This is a genomic window from Streptomyces sp. NPDC006259 (assembly GCF_042870975.1).
Taxonomy (GTDB): domain Bacteria; phylum Actinomycetota; class Actinomycetes; order Streptomycetales; family Streptomycetaceae; genus Streptomyces.
Map to the genome: position 1 here is coordinate 944,318 of NZ_JBIAHY010000001.1, position 12,636 is coordinate 956,953.

Below are 12,636 nucleotides of genomic sequence, written 5' to 3' on the forward strand. Positions count from 1 at the left end.
GGCGGGCGGGGCGAGTCAGGGGTGGGCGCCGGTCAGGGGTGGGCGCCCTCAAGGGCCGTCCCCTCGTAGGTCAGGCGGAGGCCGGACCGGTCGGGTTGCCTGACCGGTCGGGCCGACGGTGGGCCCCGTCTCCTCGTGGAGGGGGCCGTCGGGCGGCGGGCCGGCGAGCCGGGCCAGAGGTGGGCGCCGATCACTCGGGGCAGGCGGAGGGCCGGCCGGTCAGGCGAGCCGGGCCAGGGGTGGGTGCCGGTCAAGGGCCGTCCCCTCAGGTCACGCGGAGGCCGGACCGGTCGGGTTGCCTGACCGGTCGGGCCGACGGTGGGCCGGGTCTGGTCAGCCGGTGAGGCCGGGCTAGCGGTCGAGGCGGGTGAGGCTGGACTGGTCGGATCGCCACCGTTGGGCGCGGCAGGACCGGTCGATCACGCCTGATCGGCCGGTCAGGTCCGACCGGGCAGGTCGGCGAGTGGGTGGGCCAGGGCAGGTTGGCCGGCGAATGGGCCAGGCCGGTCGGCCGGACCGGCAGCAGCGGCACCGGCACCGGTGGCCGAAACTACGCCCGGCCCCCGGACCGTGCCGCCCGCGCCACCGCCACCACGGCCTTCTCCAGCGCGTACTCCGGGTCGTCGCCACCGCCCTTCACGCCCGCGTCGGCCTCGGCGACCGCGCGCAGTGCGAGGGAGACGCCGTCCGGCGTCCAGCCCCGCATCTGCTGGCGGACCCGGTCGATCTTCCAGGGCGGCATGCCCAACTCCCGTGCGAGGTCCGCGGGTCTTCCGCCGCGCGCGGAGGACAGCTTGCCGATGGCCCGCACGCCCTGGGCGAGCGCACTCGTGATCAGCACGGGTGCGACACCGGTGGCCAGCGACCAGCGCAGCGCCTCCAGCGCCTCCACCGCCCTGCCCTCCACGGCACGGTCGGCGACGGTGAAGCTCGACGCCTCGGCCCGGCCGGTGTAGTACCGCCCGACGATCGCCTCGTCGATGGTGCCCTCGACATCGGCGACGAGCTGCGACACCGCCGCCGCCAGCTCGCGCAGATCACTGCTGATGGAGTCGACGAGCGCCTGACACGCCTCGGGAGTGGCCGACCGGCCGGTCGCCCGGAACTCCTGCCGGACGAAGGCCAGCCGGTCCGCCGCCTTGGTCATCTTCGGGCACGCCACCTCCCGCGCCCCCGCCTTGCGCGCGGCGTCCAGCACTCCCTTGCCCTTGGCCCCGCCCGCGTGCAGCAGCACGAGCGTGATCTCCTCGGCGGGCGCCCCGAGATACCCCTTCACGTCCTTGACCGTGTCGGCGGACAGGTCCTGCGCATTGCGCACGATCACGACCTTGCGCTCCGCGAAGAGCGACGGGCTGGTCAGCTCGGCCAGGGTGCCGGGCTGGAGCTGGTCCGACGCCAGGTCCCGTACGTCCGTGTCGGCGTCGGCGGCCCGGGCGGCGGCCACCACCTCCCGCACGGCACGGTCGAGCAGCAGGTCCTCCTGGCCCACGGCGAGTGTCACCGGGGCGAGAGGGTCGTCATTCGCAGTCTTCCTGGCCATTGCGTCAAGGATGGCACGCGGCACCGACAGCGAGGGCCGGCCGGGACCGCCTGCCCCTTCCGGTCAGGACCGGCCGGGCGGCCGAGGAGGACCGACAGTGCTGACAGTGGGGTCCGCCCCGCCGTCACCCCCAGCCTTCGCCCCCGCCCCCTCTCCTACGGCTCCTCCCGCCACCCGTCCCACTCGCCCGCGAACGCGTGCAGCTCCTCCGCGTCGAGCCGCCCGTCCTCGTCGCGCAGCACCACCAGCCACTGCGCGTCCTCCGCGTCGTCCTCACCGGCCAGCGCGTCCCGGACGACCTGCGGCTCCTCCCGCACCCCGAACCGTTCCCCGAGCGCCTCCACGGCCTCTTCGGCGGCGTCACGGTCGGGCAGCACCAGTACATGTCTCACATCGCTCACCCGCCCATTTTCCGGCACGCCCACCACGGCCGGAGAGCAGGTCGGTCCGTGGGGCGATCGGCACGTCCGGCTCCATCTCGATGCCGGGCCCATTCACGGCGATGTCCCGCGAACATGGGGCGCGGGCCCACGGTGGAACGGGGAGGTCGTCCCGGCGCGGTTCCGCCCCCGCGCGGCGCGCCGCCCGCCTCCGGCAGCCCAGGCCGTTGCCCAGGCGAGAACCCGGTGTCGAGCGTCACGCTTCACCGCACGCCGCACGCCGACGGCGCGCCGCGACCGCCCACGGCACACCTCCCCGGTGCACGAACCACTCACGGAACGCCTCACGGAACCCCTCACGGAACCGCTCGCCGAAGAACGTCGACGCAAGGACCCTCCCGACGTCCGGGAAGCGCGCAACCGTGAACCGTCCGGCTCACGCCCGGCCCCAGGGTCGCGCGTCAGCCGGTCCCCTCAGTCCGCGCCATCTCCCCGCACCACCGGCACCCGCTCCATCTCGATGCCGAACTGCTCCCGGTACACGTCCAGCACTTCCTGGTCCCCGGTCAACTCCCGCTCCTCACTCACCCCATGCGGGTCCGTCACCTTCAACCGGCGCCCGCTGAGTGTGATCCGCCCGCCGTCCTCCGTGACCCGCGAGCACACCGACGACCGGGTGAAGTGCGACTCGGGCGAGGTGCTGTGCCACCACGCCCCGGCCACGAAGTCGGCCAGCACCCGGGGCCGCACCTCCAGCCGGTACGCCCGCCTGTCGTCCCGCACGACGTCCAGGTCGACCGCCCCTGCCACGCCGTCCTCCCGCGCCGGCCGTCCCGCCCCGCCCTTCGCCCCCGCCTCGTCCGCACGGGCCTCCATGACGCGGAAGACGCCTCCGGGATCGTCCTGTCGCCCCCGGTGTCCGAAGCGGAGCGGGTAGTGGCTGTGTGCCCCGAACCCGACGTCGGCCAGCCACTCCCCCGCGTCCACCGTCCGCACCAGCAGCGCCAGATGGTCGTACGGGATCCCGAGCCGCCCCCCGTCGCCGTAGACCCGGCCGGCGAGGAGTGTCACATCGAAGCCCAGCGCCGTGAGCAGCGCGCCGAACGCGCCGTTCAGCTCGTAACAGAACCCACCCCTCCCCCTCGTGGCGACCTTCTCGACGAGCCGTGTCTCCTCCAGCACGATGTCCTCTCCCAGATGCACCGACAGGTTCTCGAAGGGCACGGTCCGCAGGTGCCGCAGATGCAGCTCCCGCAGGACGTCGGCGGTGGGCCACGCCGGGTACTCGACGCCGAGCCGACGCAGATACGCCTCGACCAGACGCGCGTCGGGCGGGGACGTGGGGGTGGTGGTCTGTACGGGATCCATGCCCTCAGTCTCCCGCCGCCCGCAGTTCCCTGCCCGCACCCACGACGGCGACCGCCCCGTCCCGGTCGGTCCGCAGCACCACCGCGCCCATGGCCCGCAGGGCGGCGACGGTGCCGGGAGCCGGATGCCCGTACGGGTTGTCCGCTCCTGCGGAGATCAACGCCAGCCGGGGCGCCACCGCCCGCATGAGATCCGGGTCCTGATAGGCCGACCCGTGATGGGCGACCTTGAGCACGTCCACGCCGCCCAGCCGGGCCGCCGCCGGCGACCGTGCCAACGCCTGCTGAGCCGGCGGTTCGAGGTCCCCGAGCAGCAGCATCCGTATCCCGCCGGACCGTACGAGCAGCGTCACGCTCGCGTCGTTGGGTCCCTCCGGCTCCGGTAGCTGCCGGGCCGGCGGCCACAGCACCTCCCAGGCGAGAGGACCGAGCCGCCGCTGTTCCCCCGCCACCGCCCGCACCAGGGGAATCCCCCGGGCCCCGGCCTCCTTCCGTACGAACGCCACCTGGTCCACCGGCTCCGCGAACCCCGTCGTCTCGATCGCGCCCACCTCCCGGCCGCGCAGCACGCCGGTCAGTCCCGCCACGTGATCGGCGTGGAAGTGGGTCAGCACGACGAGCGGGATCCGGGTGATGCCCAGCCTGCCGAGGCACCGGTCGACCAGCGCCGGGTCCGGGCCCACGTCCACCACCACGCCGGTGCCCTCACCCCCCGCGAGCACCGTGGCGTCGCCCTGCCCCACATCGCACATCGCCAGCCGCCAGCCGGGCGGCGGCCAGCCGGTGAGCGCCCGGGTCAGGGGAGGCGGCCGCACCACCGCGAGCAGGAGCAGCGCCGCGCAGGCCGCGCACAGCCACGGCCGCCGCAGCAGACGCCTCCCCAGCGGCACCGCCACCGCGGTGGCGAGGGCGAGCAGCAGGGCTCCGCCCCAACTGCCCGGCCAGTCCACTCCCGCGCCGGGCAACGCCGCCCCGGCCCGTGCGACCCCCGCGATCCATTCGGCCGGCCAACCGGCGCACCAGGCCAAGGCCTTCGCCACCGGCAGCACCCACGGTGCCGTCGCCAGGGTGGCGAACCCCAGCACGGTGGCCGGTGCCACCGCGAACTCCACGAGGAGGTTGCACGGCACCGCCACCAGGCTCACCCGGGCCGACAGCACCGCCACGACCGGCGCGCACACGGCCTGTGCCGCTCCCGCCGCCGCCAGCGCCTCGGCGAGCCGGGGCGGGACCCCGCGCCGTCGCAGAGCGGCACTCCAACGCGGCGCCAGCGTCAGCAGGGCCCCCGTGGCCAGGACCGACAACAGGAACCCGTAACTCCGGGCCAGCCAGGGGTCGTACAGCACCAGGAGCAGAACAGCCGTCGCCAGCGCCGGGATCAGGGACCGGCGGCGGCCGGTGGCCAGGGCGAGCAGGACGACGGATCCGCAGGCCGCCGCCCGCAGCACACTCGGGTCGGGCCGGCACACGACGACGAACCCGAGCGTGAGCACCCCACCGAGCAGAGCGGTCGTCCGGAGCGGGATGCCCAGGCGGGGTGCCAGGCCGCGACGCTCGACATGCTGTGCCAGGCCGGGCGGCCCGAGGAGGAGGGCGAGCATGATCGTGAGGTTGCTCCCGGACACCGCCAGGGTGTGGGCGAGGTCCGTCGCCTTGAAGGCCTCGTCCAGCTCGGGCGTGATCCGTGACGTATCTCCGACGACCAGCCCCGGCAGCAGGGCCCGCGCGTCGGCCGACAGCCCGTCGGTGGCTTCGCGCAGCCCCGCCCGCAACCGGCCCGCGGTGCGCTGCGCCGCCGACGGCTCCCGCACGACGCGCGGCACCGCACCCGCCCCGCGGACCCGCACCCGCAGCACGGCCGCGATCCGGTCCCCACCCGTCAGCGGGGGAGCCAGCCGCCCGGTCACCCGCACCCGTGTGGACGGCAACAACCCGAGCCACGCCTGCCGCCCGCCGCGGCCGGCATGCGCGGCCGGTCTTCCGCCGCCCGCCCCTTCCCGCTCCCGGACGTCCACGATCACGAGCACCGGCGCGCGGGTCATCACCGCGGCCGCCCCGCCCGCCGCGACGCCGCGCACCTCCCCGTCGATCAGCACGGAGTCCGGGGTCATGTGGTCTCCCCGTACCTTCGGCCGGCCGAGCCGTGGATCGGAGGTCAGCTCGACCTCGGCGGTGACGGTGGCGTACTCCCTTGCCAGCACGGGCACGGGTCCGCGGCGCGCATCGGCCCCGTGGAGCCCCGCGGACACCCCGGCCGCGGCCACGCAGAGCAACACCGCGGCCCCGCTCATCCGCGACCACCCGTAGCGAGCACCGGCCGACCGCCCGAGCGTCCCTCCCGACGACCGCCGCCCCCGCGGCGCGTCCGACGACTGCCGCCCCCACCGCCCGTCCGGCGGCCGAACCCGTGGCGCGGTTGGCGACCGCCCGCTCGCCCCGTCCCCCAGCACTCCCTCACCACTGCCCGGCGACGGGTCCCTCCCTCCGTCCGGCAGCCCACCGCCGCCGACCGACCGCCGTCCCCGCGTCCTGCTCCCCCACCCGCCCAGGAGCACGCCCGCCGCGATCACGCAGACGAGCACGACCCAACCCACCGACCAGGGCGACGCGGTCAGCAGCCCTGCCGCCGTGGCCCAGGCCGCGAGAGCGGGCGGTACGAGCCGCAGGTCGGCTGGCCCCTCCTGGCGCGGGTGCGAAGCGCCCAGCCGACTCCCGGAAGCGGCGTGCACGGCTTGACGCGAACCCGGCCGGCCATCCGCCCCAGCGGCTGGCCGTGGCCTGGCCCCCGCCCCCGTCGCTGCCCCCGCTCCCGCCCCTACGCCTGACGCTGCCCCTGCCCGTACCCGTACCCCTGCTCCTGCTCCTGCTCCCGCTCCCGCTCCTGCCGAGGCCACCGGCTCGCCCCGCGCCAGGTCCGCCTGACCGGTTCCGAGGTCCGAATCCGCCCTCTCCTCCCTCATGGCCGCACCAGATTCCGCAGGTCGGAGAAGCGCCGCTCCCCGATGCCGTTCACCTCACGCAGTTCGTCCACCGAGCGGAAGCCACCGTGTCGGGTCCGGTAGTCGACGATGTGCTGGGCCAGCACGGGCCCCACTCCCGGCAGCGTGTCGAGTTGGTCCACGGTGGCCGTGCTGAGGGAGACGGGAGCCTGCGGACCAGCTCCCACCGAGCCGCCTGCCGGCCCCGCTCCAGCCGCCGGCGCGCCGACGCCGGGCGGTCCACCGACGACGACCTGCTCCCCGTCCACGAGGAACCGCGCCCGGTTCAGACCGTCGGTGTCCGTGCCCGGCCGCACCCCACCGGCCGCCGTCAGCGCGTCGACCACGCGCGAGCCGGCCGGAAGGCGATGAATACCGGGATCGCGAACCTTGCCGCTGACGTCCACCACGATCTCCGTGCCTGCCGTGGCCGCCCCACCGGGCGTCGCCGGTGAGGAGGGCTCGCCGGGCTCGCTCGGCGCGTCCACTCCGTAGGGAGCGGCCGCCCGCACCACTTCGGGGGCCCGCACGGGTTGCGTGCGGCCGGTCCAGAAGTGCTGGACGGCGAACGCGGCGACGGCGACCACCACAACGGCGAGCGCGAGCACGCTCCTGCGTTCCAGCCCGCACCGCGCCTGCGCCCACACGGGCAGCCGCTCCCGCAGGGCCGGCCCGGCCCGCTCCCGCCAGTTCCCCGGTCCACGGGTCGCCCCCGCACGGTCTCCGCCCTCGGGCGCGGCCCGGTCCTCCCCGTCCACGTCGGCCGGCCCCGCCGCGTCGCCGCCGTCCTCCGGCGGCGGGCCCATCCCCAACTCACCCCGCTCGTCGTCCCGTTCCCCGAACAGCAGCTCCGCCCGCCGGCGCAGTTCCTCCGCCGGGGCGTGGCGGTTGCCCACCCGGCTGCGGGCCGGTGACCGTCGGTGCCGTACCCGTCCGTCGGAGCCGGGTCCCCGCCCGGGTCCGCTCGTCGCGGTGGTGGTCCGTGTGCGTGATCGAAGTGCCATGCCACGACAATGGGCCAGTTCACGGAACTGCGATGATCTTGCTCATTTTCCGGGGAGAACCGCCCGGTTGTGGATAACTCCGCCACTCACATGAGTGAGGGGACCGACCTCACCGAGCCGACACCACAACGCCCAGCAACCCGGGTCCGGTGTGCGCCCCGATCACCGCGCCGACCTCGCTCACATGCAGTTCCACGAGACCGGGCACCCGCGCCCGCAGCCGGTCCGCCAGGGCCGACGCCCGGTCGGGCGCCGCGAGATGGTGGACGGCGATGTCCACCCGCGCGCTGCCCGCCCGGTCGGCCGCCAGTTCCTCGATGCGGGCGATCGCCTTCGACGCCGTGCGCACCTTCTCGAGCGGCTCGATGCGCCCTCCGTCGAGCTGGAGCAGCGGCTTCACCGCCAGCGCGGAGCCGAGGAGGGCCTGGGCGGCGCCGATCCGGCCGCCACGGCGCAGATAGTCGAGGGTGTCGACGTAGAAGAAGGCGGAGGTGTCGGCGGCGCGTTTCTCCGCGGCCGCGACCGCCTCGTCCACGGTGCCGCCGGCCTCCGCCGTCTCGGCCGCCGAGAGTGCGCAGAATCCGAGCGCCATCGCGATCATTCCGGTGTCCACCACCCGCACCGGGACCGGTGCCTCGCGCGCCGCGAGGACCGCCGCGTCGTAGGTGCCCGACAGTTCGGCGGAGAGGTGGAGGGAGACGATGCCGGTGGCTCCGGACTCGGCGACCTTGCGGTAGGTCTCCGCGAAGACCTGGGGGCTGGGGCGCGAGGTGGTGACGGAACGTCGCTTCTGGAGTGCCAGGGCCAGGGAACGGGTCGAGATCTCGGTGCCCTCTTCGAATGCCTGATCGCCGAGGACGACGGTCAGGGGGACCGCGGTGATGCCGTGGTGTTCCATCGTCCGCTGCGGCAGGTAGGCCGTTGAATCCGTGACGATAGCGACATGGCGGGACATGAGCTGGAGGTTACCTGCCGTATCCGCAGGAGGGGAGCCCGGCCCCTCGCGGGCGGTGGGCCCTTGACCGGATCAGGTACCGCGCTCGGCGGGCGTCAGGTCGTGCTCTCGGGGCGGGGCTTCTTCTGCCAGGGGTAGGTCGGACGCGGCCCCGCCGGGGTGATCGCGGGCCGGGCGGGAGGCTCCGCCGCGCGCGAGGCGGGGGTCTCCGGCCAGGTCTGTCCTGCGGTCGCGCTGTCGGCTGCGGGCGCGTCGGGCCACGAGGACGCCGGCCGTGCCGGTGCGGAGTCGTCCGCGGTGGTCCAGTGCCGTAGGGCGCCGGCCTCGACGTCGATCTGTGCGTGGAGGGTGTCCAGGTCGTCGTCGGAGAAGCGGCGGGCCCGGTCCCGGGCGGCCCAGCGCAGCGAGTCCGCGGACGACGTGATCCGGTCGGTCCGCTCGCGCAGCGACGGCAGCCGCTCGGCGAGGGTGGCCCGGTCGGGCTCGGACTCCAGTCGCTTGAGTTCGTCGTCCAGTTCGCGCCCGTGTCCGCTGAGGCGCGCGAAGAGGGCGAGGGACTCCTTGAGGGACTCGTCCTCGGCGACGCCCGACTGGAGCGCCTCCTGGGTGGCCCGCATCGAGGTCCGCAGCTTGAGGCGGAGCTGGGCGATCTCACCGGCAGGGCCGAACTGGGTGAAGGACTTGGCCCGCAGGGTGTGGTCCTCGACGGTGCGGCGGGCCTGGGTGATGGTGCGGTCCACCCCGCGCTTGGCCGCGCCGACGACCTTCACCGTCGCGTAGGCGCCCACCGCCACGAAGAGCACGAAAAGCAGGGCAAGGATCGCGATCACTGCTTCCACGAACTCCTCCTCCGGTCCCGACACGGCACGCGCCGCTCTCCCACGGTAAACGCAACGGGCAGGCGCGGAGTTCCATCGGAACCCCGAACCTGCCCGTAGGGGACTACCCCGAACCACCCGCGCGGCGGCCTCGGCCGCACACACCCGCGACCTCACGCACCGCACCGCGACCGCACACACCCGCGACCCGCACGCACCGCACCGCGACCGCACACACCCGCGACCCGCACGCACCGCACCGCGACCGCGCACACCCGCGACCTCACACACCGCGACCCGCGCGCACAGCGGCCTCACGCCCCCGACCCGAACGCACCGGTGACCTCAGCCGCACACACCCGCGTTCATCAGGCCGGCACGATGTTGACCAGCTTCGGCGCCCGCACGATCACCTTGCGGATCCCGGCGCCGCCCAGCGCGTTGACGACGTTCTCGTCGGCCAGGGCCACCTTCTCCAGCTCCTCGTCGGAGATGGCCGGCGACACCTCCAGGCGCGCCTTGACCTTGCCCTTGACCTGGACCACACAGGTCACGGTCTCGTCCACGACGTACGCCGGGTCGGCCACCGGGAAGTCCTGGTGGACGACGGAGTCGGTGTGGCCCAGCTTGCGCCACAGCTCCTCGGCGATGTGCGGGGCCAGCGGCGCGACCAGCAGCACCAGGGACTCGGCGACGGTGCGCGACAGGGGGCCGCCCGTCTTGGTCAGGTGGTTGTTCAGCTCGGTGACCTTGGCGATGGCGGTGTTGAAGCGCATGCCCTCCAGGTCCTGGCGCACGCCGTCGATGGCCTTGTGCAGGGCACGCAGGGTGTCCTCGGCCGGCTCGGCGTCGACGACGGTGACCTCACCGGTCGCCTCGTCCACGACGTTGCGCCACAGCCGCTGGAGCAGGCGGAACTGGCCCACGACCGCGCGCGTGTCCCACGGCCGCGAGACGTCCAGCGGGCCCATCGCCATCTCGTACAGGCGCAGGGTGTCGGCGCCGTACTCGGCGCAGATCGCCTCCGGAGTGACCGCGTTCTTCAGGGACTTGCCCATCTTGCCCAGCAGCCGGGAGACCTTCTCGCCCTGGTGGTAGTACGCGCCGTCGCGCTCCTCCACCTCCAGGGCCGGTACGGCGATGCCGCGGCTGTCACGGTAGACGTAGGCCTGGATCATGCCCTGGTTGAACAGCTTGTGGAACGGCTCCGCGGAGGAGACGTGCCCCAGGTCGAAGAGGACCTTGGACCAGAAGCGCGCGTACAGCAGGTGCAGCACGGCGTGCTCGGCGCCGCCGACGTACAGGTCGACCCCGCCGTGCGGCTGCCCCGCGCGCGGGCCCATCCAGTACTGCTCGATCTCGGGGTCGACGAGCTTCTCGGAGTTGTGCGGATCCAGGTAGCGCAGTTCGTACCAGCAGGAACCGGCCCAGTTGGGCATGGTGTTGGTCTCGCGGCGGTACTTGCGCGGACCGCGGCCGTCGCCCAGGTCCAGGGTGACGTCGACCCAGTCCTCGTTGCGCGACAGCGGCGTCTCGGGCTGGGTGTCGGCGTCGTCCGGGTCGAAGGTGCGCGGCGAGTAGTCCTCGACCTCGGGCAGCTCCAGCGGCAGCATCGACTCGGGCAGCGCGTGGGCGACGCCGTCCTCGTCGTAGACGATCGGGAAGGGCTCGCCCCAGTAGCGCTGGCGGCTGAACAGCCAGTCGCGCAGACGGAAGTTGACGGTGCCCGCGCCGACGCCGGACCGCTCCAGCCACTCGGTGATGCGCTCCTTGGCCTCGGCGACGCCCAGGCCGTCCAGGGAGACCTGGTCGTTCGACGAGTTGACGATCTTCGCGTCGTAGGAGGCGAAGGCGTCCTCCCACGTCGAGGTGTCGGTGCCCCGGCCGTCGGTCGGCTCGACGATGCACCGGACGGGCAGCTCGAAGGCGCGGGCGAACTCGAAGTCGCGCTGGTCGCCGGCCGGGACGGCCATGATCGCGCCGGTGCCGTAGCCCATCAGGACGTAGTCGGCGATGAAGACGGGGATCCGCTCGCCGTTGACCGGGTTGGTCGCGTACGCGCCGACGAAGACGCCGGTCTTGTCCTTGGCCTCGGCCTGGCGCTCGACGTCCGACTTGGAGGCGGCCTGCGCGCGGTAGGCGGCGACGGCCTCGGCCGGGGTCGCGTGGCCGCCCGTCCACACGTCGTGCGTGCCCTCGGGCCAGGCTTGCGGGGTGAACTGGTCGACCAGCGGGTGCTCGGGCGCCAGCACCATGTAGGTCGCGCCGAACAGGGTGTCGGGGCGTGTGGTGAAGACGGTGATGCGCTCGCCGTCGATGGGGAAGTCGACGCGGGCGCCCTCGGAGCGGCCGATCCAGTTGCGCTGCTGGAGCTTGATGGCCTCGGGCCAGTCCAGCGCGTCCAGGTCGTCGAGCAGGCGGTCGGCGTAGGCGGTGATGCGCATGTTCCACTGGCGCAGCTTGGCCTTGAAGACCGGGTAGTTGCCACGCTCGGAGCGGCCGTCGGCGGTGACCTCCTCGTTGGCCAGCACGGTGCCCAGGCCGGGGCACCAGTTGACGGGCGCGTCGGAGGCGTAGGCCAGGCGGTACTCGCTCAGGACGTCGGCGCGCTCCACGTCGCTCAGCTCCTGCCAGGAGCGGTCGCCGGGCAGGCTCCGCTCACCGGACTCGAAGCGGGCGATCAGCTCGGCGATCGGGCGGGCCTTGTTCGCCTCGTCGTCGTACCAGGAGTTGAAGATCTGCAGGAAGATCCACTGGGTCCACTTGTAGTACTCCGGGTCGATCGTGGCGAACGACCGGCGCTTGTCGTGGCCCAGCCCCAGCCGGCGCAGCTGGGACTTCATGTTGTTGATGGCGGCTTCTGTGGTGATCCGGGGGTGCTCGCCGGTCTGCACCGCGTGCTGCTCGGCGGGCAGGCCGAAGGCGTCGAAGCCGAGGGTGTGCAGGACGTTGTGGCCGGTCATCCGCTGGTATCGGGCGAAGACGTCGGTGGCGATGTACCCCAGGGGGTGGCCGACGTGCAGGCCCGCACCGGAGGGATAGGGGAACATGTCCATGATGAACTTCTTGGGGCGGGCGACGACCGCGGGGTCGCCCGCCAGGTCGCCCTTCGGGTTCGGCGCCGCGTACGTGCCGTCGGCGTCCCAGACGTCCTGCCAGCGTGCCTCGATGTCGGCTGCCATGGCGGCCGTGTACCGGTGCGGCGCTGCCACCTCGGCGGTGGCAGCGGGGTTCGTCTCGCTCATGTCCTCAAAGCTCCATCGATCGTCTCTGCCAGCGGGTGCCACTCAGGAAACGAAAAATCCCCTCGCACAGGAGGGGACGCCGCGCCGATTCCGAACCGTCCGGTTCTCCGGCGTTCGGGACTGATCAGCGCGGCTCGCTAAGCAGAAGGCGTACGGCACGCATGGCCTCAGGGTACCGCAGGGCTTGAGCAAGCTGCGACGCGTTTGCGTATGCCTGGTCGACAGGTCCGTGACACGTCACAACTGAACCAAGGGCAGGGATTACTTCGCGTAACAGCCACTAAGGGACATCGCCGCGGCCACATTGTCCTTTGATAACGACGCAATAACTCAAACCTCGTACCCATCG

Annotated in this window: 8 protein-coding genes; all 8 read right to left on the reverse strand. The window is 73.4% G+C overall.

Annotated features, from left to right (window positions below):
• Positions 1–550: 550 nt before the first annotated feature.
• Positions 551–1,540, reverse strand: coding sequence for a DNA polymerase III subunit delta (gene holA, locus ACFYO5_RS03965; RefSeq protein ID WP_356559711.1), 990 nt, complete (start codon positions 1,538–1,540; stop codon positions 551–553).
• A gap of 155 nt (positions 1,541–1,695) precedes the next feature.
• The gene (locus ACFYO5_RS03970; RefSeq protein ID WP_388703877.1) at positions 1,696–1,941 is read right to left on the reverse strand and encodes a hypothetical protein; all 246 of its coding nucleotides are present in this window, start codon (positions 1,939–1,941) and stop codon (positions 1,696–1,698) included.
• A gap of 453 nt (positions 1,942–2,394) precedes the next feature.
• Complete coding sequence (locus ACFYO5_RS03975; protein ID WP_388703880.1) at positions 2,395–3,288, reverse strand: arylamine N-acetyltransferase; 894 nt, start codon at positions 3,286–3,288, stop codon at positions 2,395–2,397.
• 4 nt (positions 3,289–3,292) lie between these two features.
• Entirely contained in the window at positions 3,293–6,016 is a 2,724-nt protein-coding gene (locus tag ACFYO5_RS03980; RefSeq protein ID WP_388703883.1) for a ComEC/Rec2 family competence protein, read from the reverse strand.
• A gap of 227 nt (positions 6,017–6,243) precedes the next feature.
• Positions 6,244–7,269 (reverse strand): helix-hairpin-helix domain-containing protein, encoded by a 1,026-nt coding sequence (locus ACFYO5_RS03985; RefSeq protein ID WP_388703886.1) that lies wholly within the window; start codon positions 7,267–7,269, stop codon positions 6,244–6,246.
• 109 nt (positions 7,270–7,378) lie between these two features.
• Positions 7,379–8,224, reverse strand: a complete 846-nt coding sequence (locus ACFYO5_RS03990; protein WP_388703889.1) for a DegV family protein — start codon at positions 8,222–8,224, stop codon at positions 7,379–7,381.
• Between the two features lie 95 nt (positions 8,225–8,319).
• Positions 8,320–9,063: a hypothetical protein gene (locus ACFYO5_RS03995; protein ID WP_388703891.1), complete on the reverse strand. Its 744-nt coding sequence runs from the start codon at positions 9,061–9,063 to the stop codon at positions 8,320–8,322.
• A gap of 347 nt (positions 9,064–9,410) precedes the next feature.
• Positions 9,411–12,287: a leucine--tRNA ligase gene (leuS, locus tag ACFYO5_RS04000; RefSeq protein ID WP_356559718.1), complete on the reverse strand. Its 2,877-nt coding sequence runs from the start codon at positions 12,285–12,287 to the stop codon at positions 9,411–9,413.
• Between the last annotated feature and the right edge of the window lie 349 nt (positions 12,288–12,636).